Origin of the sequence: Pseudomonas sp. HMSC063H08 (assembly GCF_001813645.1) — a bacterium.
Classification (GTDB): Bacteria; Pseudomonadota; Gammaproteobacteria; order Pseudomonadales; family Pseudomonadaceae; genus Pseudomonas; species Pseudomonas aeruginosa.
On record NZ_KV813561.1, the window covers coordinates 73,574 to 92,992 of the forward strand.

22 protein-coding genes and 1 pseudogene are annotated in these 19,419 nt (G+C 67.5%); 11 read left to right on the forward strand and 12 right to left on the reverse strand.

All coding sequences use genetic code 11. From position 1 onward, the window contains the following. Positions 1 to 2 precede the first annotated feature (2 nt). The 5 genes from HMPREF2924_RS25425 to HMPREF2924_RS25445 all read right to left on the reverse strand — a co-directional run bounded on the left by HMPREF2924_RS25425 (position 3) and on the right by HMPREF2924_RS25445 (position 4,687). Positions 3 to 254, reverse strand: coding sequence for a YfhL family 4Fe-4S dicluster ferredoxin (locus tag HMPREF2924_RS25425; protein ID WP_003084462.1), 252 nt, complete (start codon positions 252 to 254; stop codon positions 3 to 5). Positions 255 to 374: 120 nt separating this feature from the next. Beyond that, a complete protein-coding gene (gene coaD / locus HMPREF2924_RS25430) occupies positions 375 to 854 on the reverse strand; it encodes a pantetheine-phosphate adenylyltransferase (protein WP_003084466.1) in 480 nt (159 codons plus the stop codon). 148 nt (positions 855 to 1,002) lie between these two features. Next, a complete protein-coding gene (locus tag HMPREF2924_RS25435; RefSeq protein WP_003128925.1) occupies positions 1,003 to 2,598 on the reverse strand; it encodes a GMC family oxidoreductase in 1,596 nt (531 codons plus the stop codon). A 55-nt stretch (positions 2,599 to 2,653) separates the two neighbouring features. After that, positions 2,654 to 3,202 (reverse strand): hypothetical protein, encoded by a 549-nt coding sequence (locus tag HMPREF2924_RS25440; RefSeq protein ID WP_003084486.1) that lies wholly within the window; start codon positions 3,200 to 3,202, stop codon positions 2,654 to 2,656. A gap of 54 nt (positions 3,203 to 3,256) precedes the next feature. Next, entirely contained in the window at positions 3,257 to 4,687 is a 1,431-nt protein-coding gene (locus HMPREF2924_RS25445) for a coniferyl aldehyde dehydrogenase (RefSeq protein ID WP_003084487.1), read from the reverse strand. A gap of 287 nt (positions 4,688 to 4,974) precedes the next feature. Here HMPREF2924_RS25445 and HMPREF2924_RS25450 point away from each other — a divergent pair, with 287 nt between their 5' ends. Then, complete coding sequence (locus HMPREF2924_RS25450) at positions 4,975 to 5,622, forward strand: TetR/AcrR family transcriptional regulator (RefSeq protein ID WP_003084488.1); 648 nt, start codon at positions 4,975 to 4,977, stop codon at positions 5,620 to 5,622. Here the strand turns inward: HMPREF2924_RS25450 and HMPREF2924_RS25455 are convergent. The 6 genes from HMPREF2924_RS25455 to HMPREF2924_RS25480 all read right to left on the reverse strand — a co-directional run bounded on the left by HMPREF2924_RS25455 (position 5,607) and on the right by HMPREF2924_RS25480 (position 11,157). Further along, on the reverse strand, positions 5,607 to 6,017 hold the full coding sequence (locus HMPREF2924_RS25455; RefSeq protein WP_003084489.1) for a GNAT family N-acetyltransferase: 411 nt from the start codon (positions 6,015 to 6,017) through the stop codon (positions 5,607 to 5,609). The genes HMPREF2924_RS25450 and HMPREF2924_RS25455 overlap by 16 nt on opposite strands. A 62-nt stretch (positions 6,018 to 6,079) precedes the next feature. Beyond that, complete coding sequence (locus HMPREF2924_RS25460; RefSeq protein WP_070700715.1) at positions 6,080 to 7,078, reverse strand: hydrolase; 999 nt, start codon at positions 7,076 to 7,078, stop codon at positions 6,080 to 6,082. A gap of 36 nt (positions 7,079 to 7,114) precedes the next feature. Continuing rightward, positions 7,115 to 7,681: a hypothetical protein gene (locus HMPREF2924_RS25465; RefSeq protein ID WP_003084491.1), complete on the reverse strand. Its 567-nt coding sequence runs from the start codon at positions 7,679 to 7,681 to the stop codon at positions 7,115 to 7,117. 2 nt (positions 7,682 to 7,683) lie between these two features. Further along, entirely contained in the window at positions 7,684 to 8,280 is a 597-nt protein-coding gene (gene rsmD / locus HMPREF2924_RS25470; RefSeq protein ID WP_003102864.1) for a 16S rRNA (guanine(966)-N(2))-methyltransferase RsmD, read from the reverse strand. Continuing rightward, the gene (locus tag HMPREF2924_RS25475) at positions 8,280 to 9,767 is read right to left on the reverse strand and encodes a M16 family metallopeptidase (RefSeq protein WP_003128927.1); all 1,488 of its coding nucleotides are present in this window, start codon (positions 9,765 to 9,767) and stop codon (positions 8,280 to 8,282) included. The genes rsmD and HMPREF2924_RS25475 overlap by 1 nt, the downstream gene beginning before the upstream one ends. Then, positions 9,760 to 11,157, reverse strand: a complete 1,398-nt coding sequence (locus HMPREF2924_RS25480; protein WP_003084498.1) for a M16 family metallopeptidase — start codon at positions 11,155 to 11,157, stop codon at positions 9,760 to 9,762. Before HMPREF2924_RS25480 ends, HMPREF2924_RS25475 begins: the two co-directional genes overlap by 8 nt. A gap of 120 nt (positions 11,158 to 11,277) precedes the next feature. On the opposite strand from HMPREF2924_RS25480, the gene ftsY reads away from it, so the two are divergent. From ftsY to HMPREF2924_RS25505, 5 genes are all read left to right on the forward strand, one after another. Then, positions 11,278 to 12,627: a signal recognition particle-docking protein FtsY gene (gene ftsY / locus HMPREF2924_RS25485; RefSeq protein ID WP_023095111.1), complete on the forward strand. Its 1,350-nt coding sequence runs from the start codon at positions 11,278 to 11,280 to the stop codon at positions 12,625 to 12,627. After that, positions 12,624 to 13,295 carry a cell division ATP-binding protein FtsE gene (ftsE, locus tag HMPREF2924_RS25490; RefSeq protein WP_003084505.1) on the forward strand — a complete coding sequence of 224 codons (672 nt, stop codon included), beginning with the start codon at positions 12,624 to 12,626 and terminating at the stop codon, positions 13,293 to 13,295. Before ftsY ends, ftsE begins: the two co-directional genes overlap by 4 nt. Then, entirely contained in the window at positions 13,295 to 14,302 is a 1,008-nt protein-coding gene (gene ftsX / locus HMPREF2924_RS25495; RefSeq protein ID WP_003084508.1) for a permease-like cell division protein FtsX, read from the forward strand. The genes ftsE and ftsX overlap by 1 nt, the downstream gene beginning before the upstream one ends. A 113-nt stretch (positions 14,303 to 14,415) precedes the next feature. Then, positions 14,416 to 15,270, forward strand: coding sequence for an RNA polymerase sigma factor RpoH (rpoH, locus tag HMPREF2924_RS25500; protein WP_003084510.1), 855 nt, complete (start codon positions 14,416 to 14,418; stop codon positions 15,268 to 15,270). A gap of 64 nt (positions 15,271 to 15,334) precedes the next feature. Next, positions 15,335 to 15,940: a hypothetical protein gene (locus tag HMPREF2924_RS25505; protein WP_003084511.1), complete on the forward strand. Its 606-nt coding sequence runs from the start codon at positions 15,335 to 15,337 to the stop codon at positions 15,938 to 15,940. A gap of 4 nt (positions 15,941 to 15,944) precedes the next feature. On the opposite strand, the gene mtgA is transcribed toward HMPREF2924_RS25505, so the two are convergent. Next, positions 15,945 to 16,676: a monofunctional biosynthetic peptidoglycan transglycosylase gene (gene mtgA / locus HMPREF2924_RS25510; RefSeq protein WP_003100972.1), complete on the reverse strand. Its 732-nt coding sequence runs from the start codon at positions 16,674 to 16,676 to the stop codon at positions 15,945 to 15,947. A 36-nt stretch (positions 16,677 to 16,712) separates the two neighbouring features. On the opposite strand from mtgA, the gene HMPREF2924_RS25515 reads away from it, so the two are divergent. The 5 genes and pseudogenes from HMPREF2924_RS25515 to HMPREF2924_RS25535 all read left to right on the forward strand — a co-directional run. Then, complete coding sequence (locus HMPREF2924_RS25515) at positions 16,713 to 17,090, forward strand: DUF423 domain-containing protein (protein WP_003084513.1); 378 nt, start codon at positions 16,713 to 16,715, stop codon at positions 17,088 to 17,090. Between the two features lie 102 nt (positions 17,091 to 17,192). Next, on the forward strand, positions 17,193 to 17,393 hold the full coding sequence (gene thiS / locus HMPREF2924_RS25520; RefSeq protein WP_003110013.1) for a sulfur carrier protein ThiS: 201 nt from the start codon (positions 17,193 to 17,195) through the stop codon (positions 17,391 to 17,393). Positions 17,394 to 17,451: 58 nt separating this feature from the next. Further along, a complete protein-coding gene (locus tag HMPREF2924_RS25525) occupies positions 17,452 to 18,249 on the forward strand; it encodes a thiazole synthase (protein ID WP_003084517.1) in 798 nt (265 codons plus the stop codon). A gap of 153 nt (positions 18,250 to 18,402) precedes the next feature. Then, complete coding sequence (gene trmB / locus HMPREF2924_RS25530; protein ID WP_003128948.1) at positions 18,403 to 19,074, forward strand: tRNA (guanosine(46)-N7)-methyltransferase TrmB; 672 nt, start codon at positions 18,403 to 18,405, stop codon at positions 19,072 to 19,074. Between the two features lie 162 nt (positions 19,075 to 19,236). Next, positions 19,237 to 19,419, forward strand: a pseudogene (locus tag HMPREF2924_RS25535) (DUF1329 domain-containing protein); the annotation flags it as partial.

The following is a 19,419-nucleotide window of genomic DNA, read 5'->3' on the forward strand; positions in this document are numbered from 1 at the left end:
GATCAGGCCTTGCCGGTGATCTTCCGGTATTTCTCCATCAACTGGTCCTTGCTCTCGACATTGGCGTCGTCGAGGGGAATGCAGTCCACCGGACAGACCTGCTGGCACTGCGGCTCGTCGTAGTGGCCGACGCACTCGGTGCAGAGATTGGGATCGATCACATAGATTTCTTCGCCTTGCGAGATCGCGCCGTTCGGGCATTCGGGTTCGCAGACGTCGCAATTGATGCAATCGTCAGTGATTTTCAGGGACATCTAACAACTCCAACCGCGACGGACAGCCACGGCATCGGTAACGGGAATAGCGGAATTGTGCCGCATCGGCGCCCGCAGTGCACGCGGGGCGCCGACGGGAGGCCGGCGGAGAGATGCGGATCAGCGCTTGAAACGTTCCGCCAGGGCGTCTGCCACGGCCGGATGCACGAACTTGCTGATATCCCCGCCGAGAGCGGCGATTTCCCGGACCAGCGTCGAGGAAATGAAGGAATACTTCTCCGACGGGGTGAGGAACATGCTTTCCACGTCGGGGGCGAGCTGGCGGTTCATGTTGGCCAGCTGGAACTCGTACTCGAAGTCGGAAACCGCGCGCAGGCCGCGGAGGAAGACATTCGCCTTCTGCTCCTTGACGAAGTGCGCCAGCAGGGTGGAGAAGCCCACCACCTCGACGTTCGGCAGGTGCTTGGTGACCTCCTGGGCCAGCGCCACCCGCTGTTCCAGGCTGAACAGGGGGTTCTTCTTGGGGCTGGCGGCGACCGCGATGATCACATGGTCGAAAAGCCGTGAAGCACGTTCGATCAGATCGCCGTGACCCTTGGTGATGGGATCGAAGGTGCCTGGGTACAGCACTCGGTTCATCGCTACGTCCTGGCAGGGTTTCGTAAGGGAATCGGATGGTAGCGCAGGGATGCCCGTGCGGCCAAGACGCACGGGCCATCGGCCTTTAGCCCATAGGTCTGATGGCGCCGGGCCGGCTGCCGCGGCGCGCGGCCGGCCCGGCGGCGGTTCAGGCCCTGGCCAGGCGTTCGGCCAGCGCGCTGGCCAGTTGCGCGGTAAGACCGTAGACCGAGAGCTGCGGGTTGGCGCCGATGCTGGTAGGGAACAGCGAGCCGTCGTGGATCGACAGGTTTCGCAGGTGGTGATGGCGGCCGAGGCTGTCGGCCACCGCCACGGCCGGGTCTTCGCCCATGGCGCAGCCGCCCATGACGTGGGCGCTGCCCAGGCGCGTGCGGTAGATCTCCAGGCGCAGGCCGTCGATGATCCCGCGCGCCTCCTGCAGGTTCTTCGCGCTACGCGCGTCGCTGTGCACCGGCCGCACTTCCCGGGCGCCGGCGGCGAACTGGATCTCCGCCATGGTATGGAAGGCACGGCGGATACCGTCCCAGGTGTAGTCGGTCATCCGGTAGTCGAGCACCGGGGTGTCGTCGCCGCGCAGGCCGACCGAGCCCTCCGCGCTGTCCGGGTGGAAGCCGTCGCGAAGCAGGGCGAGCATCATGTTGGTATGCGGTAGCTGTTCCATGCGCAGGGCGTTGTCGCTGCCGAAGCCGCCGAGCAGCACCGAGGCCAGCGACGGTTGCAGCGGCGGCACCTCCAGTTTGTAGGACATGCGTCCGGTGACACCGTCGTCCCATTGGAAATGGTCGGAGTAGATCGACTGCGGTGCGCCGTAGAAGGGGTTGATCACCCGGTCGAACAGCCCCGCGCTGAAATTCACCGTGTGCAGGAAGGTGCGCTTGCCGACCCGCTGGCTCGGATCAGGCGCCTTCGAGCGGAGAAGAATCGCCGGGGTGTTGATGCCGCCGCCGGACAGCACGTAGTGCCTGGCCCGGACCCTGATCCGGCGGCCGTTGGGCGCCACGCAGCGCTCATCCATGCCCAGGCATTCGAGGCCCGTCACCTTGTCGCCATCCAGCAGCAGGCGGTTGGCGCGCGCCAGGTAGAGCAGCTCGCCGCCCTTGTCGAGGGTCGCCGGGATGGTGGTGACCAGCATCGACTGCTTGGCGTTGACCGGGCAGCCCATGCCGCAGTAGCCGAGGTTCCAGCAGCCGAGGACGTTGCGCGGGATGACCTTCCAGTGATAGCCGAGCTTCTCGCAGCCCAGGCGGATCACGTCGTTGTTGGCATTCGGCGGCAGCGCCCAGGGCGCCACGTGCAGGCGCTGCTCCATTTTCTCGAACCAGGGCGCCATGTCCTCCGCGCTGTGGCCCTTGACCCCGTAGACCTGGGCCCAGTGCTGCAGGGTCGGTTCCGGGGTGCGGAAGCTGCTGGTCCAGTTGATCAGGGTGGTGCCGCCCACGGCGCGACCCTGGAGGATGGTGATGGCGCCGTCCTTGCTCATCCGGCCGATGCCTTCCTGGTACAGCTCGGGGTAGGCGTCGGCCTCCTGCATCTTGAAATCGCTGCTGGTCTTCAGCGGGCCTTCTTCCACCAGCAGCACCTTCAGGCCGGCGGCGCTGAGGATTTCCGCGGTGGTGCCGCCGCCGGCGCCGGTGCCGACCACGACCACGTCGGCCTCCAGCTCCAGGTCGGCGTCCAGGCGCGAGCCGTTGTAGGTTTTCCAGCCGCGGGCGAGGCCCTCGGCGAACAGATCGGGTACAGGCATGAATGCACTCTCAGGCTAGGCGGCTTCGGGCTCTTCGTATTGTTCCGGGGGCGGCTCAAGCGATCTTCGGCGGTCCGGGATAGCCACAATGGGCCCACGCCTCGGGGCGGGCGTACCAGGCCATCATCGCCAGTTGCATCAGCGAACTGTGGCCCATCCGCAACAGGCCGATGAAGCTGTTTTCCCAGCGCGAAAGGAATGCCCGCACGTCGTCGCCGCTGGCGTTCTCCCAACTGCCCCAGATACCGGTCAGCGGGCCACGGGTGAGCGGCAGGGCGAGCACGTCGAAGAGTTGCTGGGTGAGCTTGAACATCTCCGGGGAGAGCCGCGCCAGGTTGTGGTCGAGGCTCTGGATCGCGCCCTCCACGGCTTTCGGCATCTGCTCGGCGGAAACCGCGCCGAGCAGCATCACCGGCAGCAGCGCACGGAGGAACGGCAGGTCGGATTCGCGGACCTTTTCCAGGCCGCTCGCCGGTTTCTCCGCCGAACAGCCGGTGAGGCTGGCGGTGACGCCCGCGGTGGCGAGGAAGGCGCCGCCGATCAGGCCGACTTTCATCAGGCTGCGTCGGGACAGGCCGGCGCTTTCGAGAGTGGTGTCGCTCATTGTTGTTATGTCACCTGCAGCGTAGGAATGAGGGGGCGCCGCACGCGCCCCGGTTCAGCGCACGAACAGCTTGTAGACGAGCTTCTGGATCGACTTGCCGTAGGGCGGGTAGATCATTCGCGCGGCGTTGAAGCGCGGCTTGCTGAACACGCCCTTGGCCTTGCTGAAGGTGAGGAAGCCTTCGTGGCCATGGTAGTGGCCCATGCCGGAGGGACCGACGCCACCGAACGGGATGTCGTCCTGGGCGACATGCAGCAGGGTGTCGTTCAGACACACACCGCCTGAGTGGGTCTCGTGCAGCACGCGCTGCTGTTGCGCCTTGTCGTAGCCGAAGTAGTACAGGGCCAGCGGTCGCGGGCGCTGGTTGACATAGGCCAGGGCGTCTTCCAGGCGCTCGTAGGGGATCACCGGCAGCAGCGGGCCGAAGATTTCCTCCTGCATCACTTTCATGTCGTCGCTGACGTTCAGCAGCAGCGTCTGCGGCAGGCGCCGTTGCTGGCCTTCGGCGAACAGCGGGACGAGGGTCGCGCCCTTCTCGCGGGCGTCGTCGAGATAGCCCCGGAGGCGGCCGAGCTGGCGCTCGTTGATGATCGCGGTGTAGTCGGGGTTGTCCGAAAGACGCGGGAAGAAGCCCTGGACCACCTCCTTGTACTGACTGACGAATTCCTCGACGCGCCGGCTCGGTACCAGCACGTAGTCGGGCGCGACGCAGGTCTGCCCGGCGTTGAGGCTCTTGCCGAAGGCGATCCGCTCGGCGGCGTCCTTCATCGGCACGCTGTCGGAGACGATCGCCGGCGACTTGCCGCCCAGCTCCAGGGTGACCGGGGTCAGGTTCTCGGCGGCGGCGCGCATCACGTGCTTGCCGACGCTGGTGGCGCCGGTGAACAGCAGGTGGTCGAACGGCAGCTTGGAAAAGGCCACGCCGACGTCTACCTCGCCTAGCACCACGGCGACCTGGTCCTCGGGGAAGATCCGCGCCAGCAGGTCCTTGAGCAGGCGCCCGGTGGCCGGGGTCGACTCGCTCATCTTGATCATCACCCGGTTGCCGGCGGCGAGGGCCCCGGTCAGCGGGCCGATGGAGAGGAACAGCGGATAGTTCCAAGGCACGATCACCCCGACCACGCCCAGCGGCTGGTACACCACCTGGGCCGAGGCCGGCTGGAATTGCAGGCCGACCGCGCGGCGCGCAGGCTTCATCCATTTCTTCACGCGCTTGGCGGCGTAGTGGATGCCGTGCAGGCTGGGCATGATCTCGGCGAGCAGGGTCTCGTCGGCGGAGCGCGCGCTGAAGTCCTGGTCGATGGCCTCGATCAGTGCCTGCTGTTCCTTGAACAGCAGGTCGCGCAGGGCCTTCAGCCACTGCACGCGCTGCGTGGCGTCGGGCATCGGCTGCGCCAGGTAGGCGGCGCGCTGGCGGGCGAAGAGGGCTTCGAGCTGGTTGATTTCCTGCTGGCTCTGCTGCAGGTAGGCGATATCGGCGACCATGGGCTGGCTCCTCGGCGAAGCGTGGGCGGCTGCGTGGCCGCGCGTCTGTCGTTATGGCGGACCTGCTCGGTCCGATGAATTTCGCTACGTCGCTGGATTTCTAGAGTAAATACTCTAAAGTGTCAAACAGCATGCCTGCCAGCCCGGCGCTTGCGTACCCAACGAAAGGCGGGCCGGTCGCCGGCCGCCGCCCCGGGGGCTGACCCGGGCGGCCGGCTTTGTGTACCTTCTACGCTGTCACGGCGGGGCGCGCCCCGCACTGTTACCCGAACGAGCCCGTCGTCCCCATGGCACCACGCATCAAGACCCGCGATCGCATCGCCCAGGCCAGCCTGGAACTGTTCAACGCCCAGGGCGAGCGCAGCGTCACCACCAACCATATCGCCACCCACCTGGGTATATCGCCTGGGAACCTCTACTACCACTACCCGAACAAGCAGGCGATCATCGCCGAGCTGTTCGCCGAGTACGAAAGCCACGTCGAGAGTTTCCTGCGCCTGCCCGAAGGGCGGGGTCTGACGGTGGACGACAAGACCTTCTACCTGGAAGCGCTACTGGCCGCGATGTGGCGCTACCGCTTCCTCCACCGCGACCTCGAGCACCTGCTGGAAAGCGACCCGGAGCTGGCGGCGCGCTACCGCGCCTTCGCCCAGCGTTGCCTGGTCAACGCCAAGGCGATCTACCGGGGCTTCACCGAGGCCGGCATCCTGCGGATGAACGAGACCCAGCTGGAGGCCCTGACCCTCAACGCCTGGATCATCCTCACCTCCTGGGTGCGCTTCCTCTGCACCACCCTCGATCTCGACGGCGACCTCAGCGAGGCGCAACTGCGTCGCGGCATCTACCAGGTGCTGGCGCTGGAGAGCGGGCACATCGAGGCGCAGGCCCAGGATGCGGTGGACGGGATTTCCGAGCGGCTCTACGTGCCGCTCTGATCGCGCAGGGTTTTCTCCAGCACCTGCTGGATGTGGATGCCGTGGCGGCGGAAGAAGGCTTCGGTACCGAGGGTGGCGTCGGTGAACAGGTAGGCGCCGCGGTGATCCTCGGCGAAGCGCCGCAGCAGGGCTGCGCCGACGCCGCTGCGCTGTGCGCCTGGCAGCACGGCGATTTCCGCCAGCCAGACGCGAATCGGTGTTTCTTCCTCGGCGCGCAGCAGGCCGACCAGGCGGCCGTCGCGTTCGGCCAGCAGGGAATAGCCGGAATGCTGGTACAGCGTGCGTAGCTCGGCAGGCGGCATGCGCCGGTCCCAGCCGACTGCCGCGTGGATCGCCAGGATCGCCTCGCAGTCGGCGTCGTCGAGCATCGGGTTGTGCCGCAGCGTCAGTTCCATTCGCCCCCCTTTTTCCTTCAGCCTGTTCCTATTCTGCCGCCCGTCGCCGGACGCCGGCCAGCTCAGTGCTGCCGCAGGCGGGCCTCCAGCCAGTCGGGGATGCGTCGTTCCAGGTAGTAGGTGGGCTGGCGCGGAGAGCCGTCGACGAAGCCGACGTGACCGCCGCGGGCGTGCAGTTCCAGCTCGGTGCAGGGTGCCAGTTCGCTGCGATCGGGCAGGCTGCGGGCGAACACGAAGGGGTCGTCGCTGGAATGGATGATCAGGCTCGGCGTGCGGATGTCCGGCAGGTAGTAGCGGCTGGACGCGCGCCGATAGTAATCCCTGGCGTCGGCGAAGCCGTGCAGCGGCGCGGTGACCCGGCCGTCGAAGTCCCAGAAGGTGCGCGTGCCCTCCAGCGGACCGAGGCGTTGCAGGGCGGCCAGGCCTTCCGCCTGGCCCTGCTCGCCGAACAGCCGCTGCTTGTCCTGCACGTAGGCCAGCATGGCCTTCATGAAGTGCGCCTGGTAGACCCGGGAAAAGCCCAGGCCGATGCGGTCGGCGCACTCGTCCAGGCGGAACGGCACCGACACCGCGACGCCGCCGAGCAGCGGGCAGTCCCCAGCGGTTTCGCCCAGGTACTTGAGCAGCACGTTGCCGCCCAGCGAATAGCCGACCGCGTACAGCGGCGCTTGCGGGCGCCTGGCGCGCAGGTGCGCGACCACCTCGGCGAGGTCGTCGCTGACCCCGGAATGGTAGCCGCGCGGCAGGCGGTTCGGCTCCCCCGAGCAACCGCGCCAGTTCAGCGCCACGCTGGCCCAGCCGCGCTCCAGCAGGGCGCGCTGCAGACCGAGGATGTAGTGCGACGAGGATGACCCGGTGAGGCCGTGCAGTGCCAGCACCAGCGGGGTTTCGGCATCGTGCGGGCCGGCCCAGTCGAGGTCGATGAAGTCGCCATCGGCCAGCCACAGGCGTTCGCGCTGCCGTTCCAGGGTCGGCCCGCGGCGGAAGAACGGGCTCCACAGGGTCTGCAGGTGCGGATTGGGCAGCCACCAGGCGGGCTGGAAGGTCGGGGACGCGGTCATGCGCAGGTCATGGGCGGTGGTGGTGTGGTCACCAGCTTACCAGCCGAACTCGTCGGCGAGGTCCTCCGCCCGCTGGCGCGAACCGAGGATCGGTTGCAGTTCGTCGACGAGCTGCTGCCGATAGCGGGGCGCGACGCTGCAGTCGTCCAGCAGGATGTCCTCGCCGGCGCCGCTCCAGACCTCGCCGAAGCAGGCCAGGCTGGCCGCCATCTGCCACAGGTCGTCGAAGCACGGGGCCGGGTCCCAGCCCCTGCCGCCATGCAGGTCGAAGAGTATGCGCCCGCTGCCGGTCTCGAGGATGAACGGGTCGGCGCCCTGGTCGGCCACCACCAGCCAGTCGTCCTGCCAGCCCGACAGGCGCTCGCCGCTGATGCCGTGCCAGCGATAGCCGGCCTGGCGCTGCCAGAGGCGGGCCAGGGACGGCAGGAAAAATGGGTTGCCGGCACTCTCCAGGGTGCAGTCGAGTGGGCCGACCTCGCGGTAGAAACGCTCCAGCTCGGCGGGCAGGGCGATATCGCCCTGCCAGTCGGCGGCGGGTTGCGCCGCGCAAGGCTCGCCAAGCGCCAGCAGGCGTTGGCGAATGCTCGCGGAAGCCGGGCTCATCCTCAGGCTCCCCGCTGCCAGAGCGCGTAATGTACGTTGCCGGCTTTCTTTTCCCGGTGCAGCCGCCAGTTTCCGGGCAGGCCGAGGGACGAGGGGACGCTCTCGCTCTCGGTATAGATCCAGGCGTCGGGGTTCAGCCAGCCGCGGGTTTCGAGCAGGCGGCAGGCGTCCTGCAGCAGGTTCTGATGGAACGGCGGGTCGAGGAACACCAGGTCGAAGGCGCTCGGAGCCTGGTTTCCCAGGTAGCGCACGGCATCGCCGAGGACCAGTTGGGCGGTGCCGCACTTGAGCGCGTCGAGGTGGTTGCGCAGGGCCGCCACCGCTTCGCCGTTGGTATCCAGGGCCAGCCCTTCGCGGGCGCCGCGCGACAACGCCTCGAGGAACAGCGCGCCGCTGCCGGCGAAGGGATCGAGCACCCGTGCGCCTTCGACATAGGGTGCCAGCCAGTTGAACAGGGTCTCGCGGACCCGGTCCGGGGTCGGTCGCAGGCCGGGCCCGTCGGGAAAGACGAAACGCCGGCTGCGCCATTCGCCACCGATGATCCGCAGCTGTCCCTGGCCGCCGTGGCGGCCGGGGGCTTTCGCAGTAGGTTTGCTCATCAATGCTCCGGAACGCCGCTGGGTTGCTGGGCCGGCTTGGCGGTGGGTGGCGGCAGGGGTTTCTGCGGCACGCTCGGGCCGGCGCTGACGATGACGAAGGCGTCGGCGTCCAGGTGCTTGGCCATGGCGGTCCTGACCTGTTCGACGCTGAGTCCCTCGACCTGCTTGAGGAAGCTTTCCAGGTAGTCCAGCGGCAGGCCGTAGAAACCGATGGCGCCGAGCTGGCCGACGATGTCGGCGTTGCTCGCGGTGGACAGCGGGAAGCTGCCGGCCAGTTCGCGCTTGGCGTCGTCCAGCTCCTTCTGGGTCGGGCCGTTGGCCAGGTAGTCGCGGACGATGTCCTGGACCAGCTTCAGCGCACCTTCGCTGAGTTCGGCGCGGGTCTGGAAGTTGATCATGAACGGACCGCGTGCCTGCATGGCGGTGAAGCCGGAATAGATGCCGTAGGTCAGGCCGCGCCTTTCTCGCACCTGGTCCATCAGGCGGGTGCCGAAGCCGCCGCCGCCGAGGATCTGGTTGCCCAGGTAGAGCGCCGCGTAGTCGGGATCCTGGCGGTCGATGCCAAGCTGGGCGAGCATCAGGTGGGTCTGCTCGGAGGGGAAGTCGATGTGCGTCAGGCCGGGCTTGGGCGTTTCCGGCTGGGCGGTCTTGGCCAGCGCCGGGCCCTGGGGCAGCGCCTTGGAGACTTCCGCGGCGATCGCTTCGGCCTCCTGCCGCGAGAGGTCGCCGACCAGCGCGATGACCACGTTGCCGGCGGCGTAGGCTTTCTTGTGGAACGCCTGCAATTGTTCGCGGCTGATCGGTGGAACGGACTTTTCGTCGCCGTCGCTGGAGTGCGCGTAGGGATGCTCGCCATAGAGGCGCTTGAACAGCTCCAGCCCGGCCAGCTTGCCGGGGTTCTGCTTCTGGTACTCGAAACCGGCCAGGACCTGGTTCTTGATGCGTGCCAGGGCGTCCTCGGGGAAGGTCGGCTGGCCGATCACCTGTTCGAACAGCTTCAGCGCCTGGGTCCGCTTGTCGGCGTCGGACAGGCTGCGCAGGCCGGCCACCGCCATGTCGCGGTAGGAACCGTTGCTGAACGAGGCGCCGAGGTCCTCGAAGCCGGCGGCGATGGCAGTGGTGTCCTTGCCCGGCACGCCTTCGTTGAGCATGGCGTTGGTCAGCATCGACAGGCCGGGGGTGCCGGCGTCCTGGCTGCTGCCGGCGGCGAAGGTCAGGCGCAGGTCGAACATCGGCAGTTCATGGGCTTCGACGAACAGCACCTTGGCGCCTTCGGCGGTCTTCCATTCCTGGATGTCCAGCTTGCGATGGACCGGCGGCTGCTTGGCGACGTCCTTCAGCGACTGCAACTGGTTTTCCTCGACCGCCGCGGCATGGGCCGCCGCCGGGGTCTGGGTGGGACGCGCGACGAAATAGGCCAGCGCGGCCAGCAACGCAATGACGATCAGGCCGAGCAGGCCATAACGCAGCCCTGTGCGCTCACTCATGACGGGCCTCCTTTTCCTCGGCCTTCACAGGCAGCACTTGCGCCAGGGTCAGGCGCGACGGGGTGAAATAGGTGCGGGCGGCTTTCTGGATATCGTCCGGAGTCACTGCCTTGAGGGCCTCCAGGTCCTGGTCGATCAGCTTCCAGGACAGGCCGACGCTTTCCAGCTGGCCGATGCTGCTGGCCTGGGCGGCGATGGAGTCCTTCTCGTAGACCATCCCGGCGATCATCTGCGCGCGCACGCGCTCGATCTCCGCGGCGCTGGGCGGGTTCTGCTTGAGGTCGTCGAGCTGCTTCCACAGACCGGCCTCGACCTGCTCGAGGGTCTTGCCCTTCTGCACGTTCGGCGTGGCCGAGAGGACGAACAGGCTGTCGCCGCGGTTGAACGCGTCATAGTAGGTGGAGGCGCCGGCGACCAGCTCCTCGCCGCGCTCCAGGCGCGAGGCCAGGCGGGCGCTGTAGCCGCCATCGAGCAGCGCGCCGATCAGGCGTAGGGCGTTGACTTCGCGAGGGTTCTCGCTGCTGCCCAGGCTGGGCACATTGAAGCCCATGATCAGGTTCGGCAGCTGGGTGCGTACGTACAGCTTGAGCCGGCGCTCGCCGGGCTCGGCCAGTTCCAGCGGCTTGCGCGCCGGCGGTAGCTGGCGCCAGGGGATCTCGCCGAAGTAGCGCTTGGCGAGGGTCTTGACCTCGTCGGCGGTGACGTCGCCGACCACTACCAGGGTGGCGTTGTTCGGCGCGTACCAGGATTCGTACCAGTGGCGCAGGTCGTCGATGGTCATGCGCTGCAGGTCGGCCATCCAGCCGATGGTCGGGGTGTGGTAGCCGCTGGCCGGGTAGGCGGCGGCCTTGAAGCGCTCGAAGGCGAGGGCGTTGGGATTGTCGTCGGTGCGCAGGCGGCGCTCCTCCTTGATCACCTCGATCTCGCTCTTGAACTGGTCGGCCGGCAGGCTCAGGTGGGCCATGCGGTCGGCTTCCATCTCCAGCGCCACCGGCAGGCGGTCGCGGGCCAGGACCTGGTAATAGGCGGTGTAGTCGTCGGTGGTGAAGGCGTTCTCTTCCGCACCCAGGTCGCGCAGCACCCGCGAGGCTTCGCCCGGGCCGAGCTTGCGGCTGCCCTTGAACATCATGTGTTCGAGGGCGTGGGACAGGCCGGTGAGCCCGGGTGTCTCGTAGCTGGAGCCGATCCTGTACCAGAGCTGGGAAACCACCACCGGGGCGCGGTGGTCTTCACGCACTATGACCTTCAGGCCGTTGTCGAGGCTGAACTCGTGGGTGGGCTGGGTTTCCGCCGCCTGGGCGAAAAGCGGGAGACAAAGGCTGGCTAGGAGCAGGCCGACGCGGCGGCGAGCTGGGGTTTTCATGGTGATCTGGACCTTTCGTGCCGCCACCGGGGTCTCAGGTCACTGCGGGGCAGGACCCTTAGCCCCGTCGGGCGAGGAGATGCTAGGATACCCATCCGTTTTCCGGGCGGCCACGTCCCGTGCCGCTCCCTTGAGATACAAGCATTCATGTTTGGTTCCAACGACGACAAGAAGGCCCCGCAGGGCGGGGAAAAGAAAGGTCTGTTCGGCTGGTGGCGGAAAAAGCCGCAAGCCGGCGAGCAGCCTGCCGATCAGCCTGTCGAGCCGGTCTCCGAGACAGCGGCCGCCGAGCAGCGCGCGCCTGCCGATGACGTGGCGCAATCCCTGACAGAACAGCCAGGTCGGCAGCAGCCCTCCGCTGCCGAGCCGGCCGAGCCGCCGGCGCCGGTTGCCGAAGCGCCGCTCGCCGGTGACGAGCCAGCATCGGCCGAGGAGCATTCGCCCCGGCCCGAGGCGCCCGTCGCGCAACCCGAGCCTATCCTCGCTGCCGAGCCCGAGCCCGAGCCCGAGCCCGAGCCCGTTGCGCCGCTGGCCGCCGCTCCGGCAGTCAGCGAGCCGGCGACCAGGCCGGGCTTCTTCGCCCGCCTCCGGCAGGGACTGTCCAAGACCAGCGCCAGCATCGGCGAAGGCATGGCCAGCCTGTTCCTCGGCCGCAAGGAAATCGACGACGACCTGCTCGACGACATCGAGACGCGCCTGCTGACCGCCGACGTCGGCGTCGAGGCCACCACCCTGATCGTGCAGAACCTGACCAAGCGCGTGGCGCGCAAGGAGCTGGCCGACAGCGGTGCGCTGTACAAAGCGCTGCAGGAAGAGCTGGCCAGCCTGCTGCGCCCGGTGGAGCAGCCGTTGCAGGTCGACGTCGCGCGCGAGCCCTATGTGATCCTGGTGGTCGGGGTGAACGGCGTGGGCAAGACCACCACCATCGGCAAGCTGGCGAAGAAGCTGCAACTCGAGGGCAAGAAGGTCATGCTGGCCGCCGGCGACACCTTCCGCGCCGCCGCCGTGGAGCAGTTGCAGGTCTGGGGCGAGCGCAACCGCATCCCGGTGATCGCCCAGCACACCGGCGCCGACTCCGCCTCGGTGATCTTCGACGCGGTGCAGGCCGCCAAGGCCCGCGGCATCGACGTGCTGATCGCCGATACCGCCGGACGCCTGCATACCAAGGACAACCTGATGGAGGAGCTGAAGAAGGTGCGCCGGGTGATCGGCAAGCTGGACGAGACGGCGCCCCATGAGGTCCTGCTGGTGCTCGACGCCGGCACCGGGCAGAACGCCATCAACCAGGCCAAGCAGTTCAACCTCGCGGTGGAGCTGACCGGCCTGGCCCTGACCAAACTGGACGGCACCGCCAAGGGCGGGGTGATCTTCGCCCTGGCCAAGCAGTTCGGCCTGCCGATCCGCTATATCGGTGTCGGCGAGGGGATCGACGATCTCCGTACCTTCGAGGCCGACGCCTTCGTCCAGGCACTCTTCGCAGAGCGGGAGAACGCATGATCCGCTTCGAGCAGGTCGGCAAACGCTATCCCAACGGCCACGTAGGCCTGCACGAGGTGTCCTTCCGCGTGCACCGTGGCGAGATCCTCTTCGTCACCGGCCACTCCGGCGCCGGCAAGAGCACCCTGCTGCGCCTCATCCTGGCGATGGAGCGACCGACCAGCGGCAAGCTGTTGCTCGGCGGCCAGGACCTGGGGCGCATCACTACCGCGCAGATCCCTTTCCTGCGCCGGCAGATCGGCGTGGTGTTCCAGAACCACCAACTGCTCACCGATCGTACGGTGGCGGACAACATCGCCCTGCCGCTGCAGATCCTCGGCATGCCCAAGCCGGAGATCGCCAAGCGCGTGGCCTCGGCCCTGGAGCGGGTGAACCTGAAGGAAAAGGGCGAGGCGTTGCCTTCCGACCTTTCCACCGGCCAGCAGCAGCGGGTCGGCATTGCCCGCGCCATCGTCCACCAGCCGGCCCTGCTGCTGGCGGACGAACCCACCGGCAACCTCGACCCGCGACTCGCGTCGGAAATCATGGGCGTGTTCGAGGATATCAATCGCCTGGGCACCACCGTACTGATCGCCAGCCACGACCTGGCCCTGATCGCCCGTATGCGCCATCGCATGCTGACCCTGCAGCGTGGCCGGATCATCGCTGACCGTGAGGACGAGGCCTGATGAGCGCCAACGATCTTCCCCGTGGCCCCGAAGAGGGCGCACCGGAACGCAAGACCCGCGAGAAACCGAGCCAGGAACAGACCGACTGGAGCGGCTCGTTCAGCGCCTACCTGGAAAGCCATCGCGCCAGCCTGGTGGACAGCCTGCGCCGGTTGTTCGGCCACCCGTTCGGCAGCTTCTTCACCTGCCTGGTGATGGGTATCACCCTGAGCCTGCCGATGGGCCTCTCGCTGCTGCTGAACAATGTCGAACGGCTCGGCGGCTCCTGGCAGCGCGCCGCGCAGATCTCCCTGTTCCTCGACCTGAAGACCAGCGAAAACCAGGGCCAGGACCTGCGCGAGCAGATCGAACGCCTGCCGGACGTGATCGAGGCCCAACTGATCAGCCGCGAGCAGGCGCTCAGCGAATTGCAGGAACAGTCCGGCCTGGGCGAAGCGCTCAAGGAGCTGCCGGAGAACCCGCTGCCGCCAGTGATCTCGGTCACGCCCAAGCAGATCGACCGGGCCGGCCTGGAAGCGCTGCGCCAGCAGCTCGCGGAGCTGCCTCATGTGCAGCAGGCGCAGCTCGACCTGGTATGGGTCGAGCGCCTGAGCGCGATCCTCAAGCTCGGCGAACGCTTCGTCTTCGGCCTGACCATCCTGCTGGTGCTGACCCTCTTGCTGGTGGTGGGCAACACCATCCGCCTGCACATCGAAAATCGCCGTAACGAAATCGAGGTGATCAAGCTGGTCGGCGGGACGGACGGTTACGTGCGCCGGCCATTCCTGTACATGGGCGCGTTGTACGGCCTGGGCGCGGGCATCCTGTCCTGGGCGCTGCTGGCCTATTCGCTGAACTGGCTGAACGGTTCGGTGGTCAACCTTTCAGGGCTGTACGGCAGCGACTTCGGCCTGCAGGGCGTGCCGCTGGACGACGGCCTGTCGCTCACCGTCGGCGCGGTGCTGCTTGGCTGGGTCGGCGCCTGGCTGGCCGTGGCCCGCCACCTGCGCGAGCTGGCGCCGCGCTGAGGACAGGGGAATCACGACCGGTCAGCGGGTCGCTGTAAAGGAACTTATACACCCGCTTGCAGTCAGATATCCGAGTGCTACACTGCGCGAGTTTCGTGAATCGGAGGATTCGCATGACCACTTCTTTGCAACCTGTACATGCCTTGGTTCCAGGCGCAAACCTGGAAGCCTACGTGCACTCGGTGAACAGCATTCCGCTGTTGTCGCCGGAACAGGAGCGTGAACTGGCCGAACGCCTCTTCTATCAGCAAGACCTGGAAGCGGCGCGGCAGATGGTGTTGGCGCACCTGCGCTTCGTTGTTCATATCGCCAAGAGTTATTCGGGGTACGGCCTGGCCCAGGCCGACCTGATCCAGGAAGGCAACGTCGGCCTGATGAAGGCCGTGAAGCGTTTCAACCCGGAAATGGGCGTTCGCCTGGTGTCCTTCGCCGTGCACTGGATCAAGGCGGAGATCCACGAGTTCATCCTGCGCAACTGGCGGATCGTCAAGGTCGCCACCACCAAGGCGCAGCGCAAGCTGTTCTTCAACCTGCGCAGCCAGAAGAAGCGCCTGGCCTGGTTGAACAACGAGGAAGTCCATCGCGTCGCCGAGAGCCTGGGGGTCGAGCCCCGCGAAGTGCGCGAGATGGAAAGCCGCCTGACCGGCCAGGACATGGCGTTCGACCCGGCCGCCGACGCAGACGACGAGAGCGCCTACCAGTCGCCGGCGCATTACCTCGAAGACCACCGCTACGACCCGGCGCGCCAGTTGGAAGACGCCGACTGGAGCGACAGCTCCAGCGCCAACCTGCACGAGGCGCTGGAAGGCCTCGACGAGCGCAGCCGCGACATTCTCCAGCAGCGCTGGCTGTCCGAGGAGAAGGCCACGCTGCACGACCTGGCGGAAAAGTACAACGTCTCCGCCGAGCGTATCCGGCAGCTGGAAAAGAACGCCATGAGCAAGCTGAAAGGGCGGATTCTCGCCTGATCGCCGCGCCTCGCGAAAACCGCACCCCGCAAGGGTGCGGTTTTTTTCTGCCCGGAGGAATCCCATGCCGCGCAATACCCGCTGGCTGTTCTACCTGTCGCTGGCGGTCCTGACCTTCGTCGTCGGCGCCTGGCTGGTCCGTACGCCGGAACCGGCGCGGCCGTTGCCGTGGCTGGCCGACTGGCAGGAGCAGGTGCTGGCGCCGTTGGCGGACAACGCCCTGACCCTGCGCCAACTGCACGACGCGGTGGATGGCGAGCTGTGGGTGGACCCGCGCCTGGATGGCGTGCGCCTGGCCTTCCGCGGCCGCCTGCTGGGCGACGGCGGCCCCTGGCAGGTGGAAGGCGAGCTGGGCCTGAGCGCCGAGGAGCAACTGAGCCTGCAGCGGGCATCCGCGTTGCAGCCTGGCAGCGCGCCGCAGCCATTGAGCGCCGGGCTGGAAGGACAGTTGGGCGACAAGCCGATCGTGGCGCTGAGCATGATTCCCGAAGGCAGGGTCGGTGCCGAGCGGCTGCTGGCCAGTCTCGGCCAGCCGCGCCTGCGCCTGCAACTGGCCCAGGGCGAGGCCTGGGTCTATCCGCAACTGGGCCTGACCGCGCACCTGCCGGACGACGACTTGCGGCTGATGCTCGCGGTGCCGCGCCAGGCCCTGGAAAAACCGCCGCGTTGAGCTTTCAGCGCTCCAGGCGCAGCAGGTAGTCGTCGCCGCCCAACTGCCACATCTGCTGGCGAATCCAGGCCGCGCGCTGGCGTACGTAGGGGCCCGGCCTGGCCGCGCTCCATTTCAGCGGGCTGGGCAGCACCGCGGCGAGCTGGCTGGCCTGGGTGCGGCTCAGGCGCTCGGCGTCGAGGCCGAAGTGATAGCGTGCCGCAGCCTGCGCGCCGAAGACGCCCGGGCCCCATTCGGCGCTGTTCAGGTAGACCTCGAGAATCCGTTGCTTGGTCCAGAGCGTCTCGATCAGCAGGGTGAACCAGGCCTCCAGGCCCTTGCGCAGCCAACTGCGCCCGGACCAGAGGAAGACGTTCTTCGCCACCTGCTGGCTGAGCGTACTGGCGCCGCGGATACTGCCGCCGCGCTCGTTGTGCGCGAGGGCCTGCTGGATGGCCGGCAGGTCGAAGCCGTGGTGCTCGGCGAAGTGCTGGTCCTCGCCGGCGATCACCGCGACCTTCAGGCTGTCCGGCAACTGCTCCCAGGAGCGCCAGTCGCGCTGCAGGTCGATGGGCTGGCCGTCGACCCAGGAGCCGACCTTGCGTTCGACCATGACCATGGTCCCCGGTGGCGGCACCCAGCGCAGGACCGCGACCAGCACGACGCTGGCGGCCATGAACCAGAGCAGGTACTTGAACAGGCGGCGGAACAGGGATCGCAACATGCGCGGCTTGGCTTGGAAGAAGGGGGCGGCCATTATAGCGGGCTGGATGCTATCACCGGAGTCTTGTCCATGCTTCGTCCCTTCCTGTTGTTGGCGGCATTTTTCGGTTTCACCGGCGTGGCCCTCGGGGCGTTCGCCGCCCACGGCCTGAAGAAGCAGCTCAGCGCCGAGTACCTGGCGGTATTCCAGACCGGCGTGCACTACCAGTTGATCCACGCCCTGGCGCTGTTCGGCGTGGCGCTGCTCGCCACCCGCCTGGACGGCCGCCTGGTGAGCGCGGCGGGTGGCCTGTTCACGCTGGGCATCCTGCTGTTCTCCGGCAGCCTCTACCTGCTGACCCTCAGTGGCATCGGCAAGCTCGGCATCGTCACCCCGTTCGGCGGCGTCTCCTTCCTCGCCGGCTGGCTGTGCCTGGGGCTGGCCGCCTGGCGCCTGGGCAACGCCTGAGACCGGTTGCCTCAGGCGGCGCACTTGTCGACAAGGCGCCTTGGTCATCGGGGTGGATCGGGCTAGAATGCCGCTCCCTTTCACTTTCGTGACCGTCCAGCCATGCAGATTCAACTGAACGGCGAGCCCTTCGAGCTGCCCGACGCGGAGAGCGTCGCGGACCTGCTGGCCCGCCTGGAGCTTGGCGGCCGCCGCGTGGCCGTCGAGCTGAACCTGGATATCGTGCCGCGCAGCCAGCACGCCAGCACCGCGCTCAAGGATGGCGATCGCGTGGAGATCGTCCACGCCATCGGCGGCGGCTAGGCCTGGCCCCCGAACCCTTCCATCGGCCCCGCAAGCCTTTCCATCCAGGAGTCATCCGATGAGCCAAGCATCCAGTACCGATACCCCCTTCGTCATCGCCGGCCGTACCTATGGCTCGCGCCTGCTGGTGGGGACCGGCAAGTACAAGGACCTCGACGAGACCCGCCGGGCCATCGAGGCCTCCGGAGCGGAGATCGTCACGGTGGCGGTGCGGCGCACCAACATCGGGCAGAATCCCGACGAGCCGAACCTGCTGGATGTGATCCCGCCGGATCGCTATACCATCCTGCCGAACACCGCCGGCTGCTATGACGCGGTCGAGGCCGTGCGCACCTGCCGCCTGGCCCGCGAGCTGCTGGACGGGCACAACCTGGTCAAACTGGAAGTCCTCGCCGACCAGAAGACCCTGTTCCCCAACGTCGTCGAGACCCTCAAGGCCGCCGAGCAACTGGTGAAGGACGGCTTCGACGTGATGGTGTACACCAGCGACGACCCGATCATCGCCCGCCAGTTGGCCGAGATCGGCTGCATCGCGGTGATGCCGCTGGCCGGCCTGATCGGCTCCGGCCTGGGCATCTGCAACCCCTACAACCTGCGCATCATCCTCGAGGAAGCCAAGGTCCCGGTGCTGGTCGACGCCGGCGTGGGCACCGCTTCCGATGCAGCGATCGCCATGGAGCTGGGTTGCGAGGCGGTGCTGATGAACACCGCCATCGCCCATGCCAAGGACCCGGTGATGATGGCCGAGGCCATGAAGCACGCGATCGTCGCCGGTCGCCTCGCCTACCTGGCCGGACGCATGCCGCGCAAGCTGTATGCCAGCGCCTCGTCGCCGCTGGACGGCCTGATCGACTGATACCGACTACCTGGGGCGGGCTGTCCGCCGGATGCGGGAAGCGTCCGGCAGGCAGCCCGCCCTTCTGTCTCTAGCAAGGTTTTCTTTTCCATGAGCGATACCCCGCAATCCCCGGCCCAGGACTCCCTGGCGGAACACGACGAAGCACGGCCGATGCGCACCGTGAAGAGCTTCGTGATGCGCGCCGGGCGCATGACCGAAGGCCAGCAGCGTGGCCTCGACCTGGGCTGGCCGAAGTTCGGCCTGGAACTGAGCGATGAGGTTCAGGACTTCGACGCGATCTTCGGTCGCCGGGCGCCGCGGACTTTCGAGATCGGCTTCGGCATGGGCCATTCCACCCTGGAAATGGCCGCCGCCGCGCCTGACATCGACTTCATCGGCGTCGAGGTGCACAAGCCGGGCGTCGGCGCGCTGCTCAACGGCCTGCTGACCCAGGGCCTGGGCAACGTGCGGGTGTATAGCTGCGACGCGCTGGAAGTGCTGCGCCACTGCGTGGCCGACGCCAGCCTCGATCGGCTGCTGCTGTTCTTCCCCGATCCCTGGCACAAGAAGCGCCACCACAAGCGGCGGATCGTCCAGCCGGAATTCGCCGAACTGGTGCGGCGCAAGCTGAAGGTCGGCGGCGTGCTGCACATGGCCACCGACTGGGAGCCCTATGCCGAGCACATGCTGGACGTCATGAGCGCGGCGCCGGGCTACCGCAACCAGGCCGAAGACGGCCGCTTCGTGCCGCGCCCGCAAGAGCGTCCGGTGACCAAGTTCGAACGGCGCGGGGAGCGCCTGGGACATGGCGTCTGGGACCTCAAGTTCGAGCGCATCGACTGATCCACCGCACCAGCGACGTATCCCTGGCGCCGAACCGGCGCCGGGACTCCAAGCAGACCGGGAACACCCGGCGGACCTCACCTTCAAGCTGCACGTTTCCCGGCTTCGGCCGGATCCAATAATAAGAGCGGCACGGCTCGGCCGGCTGCAAAGGAGACTGCTGTGTTGAAGAAACTGGGCATCCTGTTGCTCGGGGCCGGTTGCGCCTGGGCGGCGCAGGCCAAGGTAGACGAAGTCCAGGCCGCACGCCTGGACCAGGACCTGACCCCGCTGGGAGCGGAGCGGGCCGGCAACGCCGATGGCAGCATCCCGCCCTGGACCGGCGGCATCACCCAGGCGCCGGCC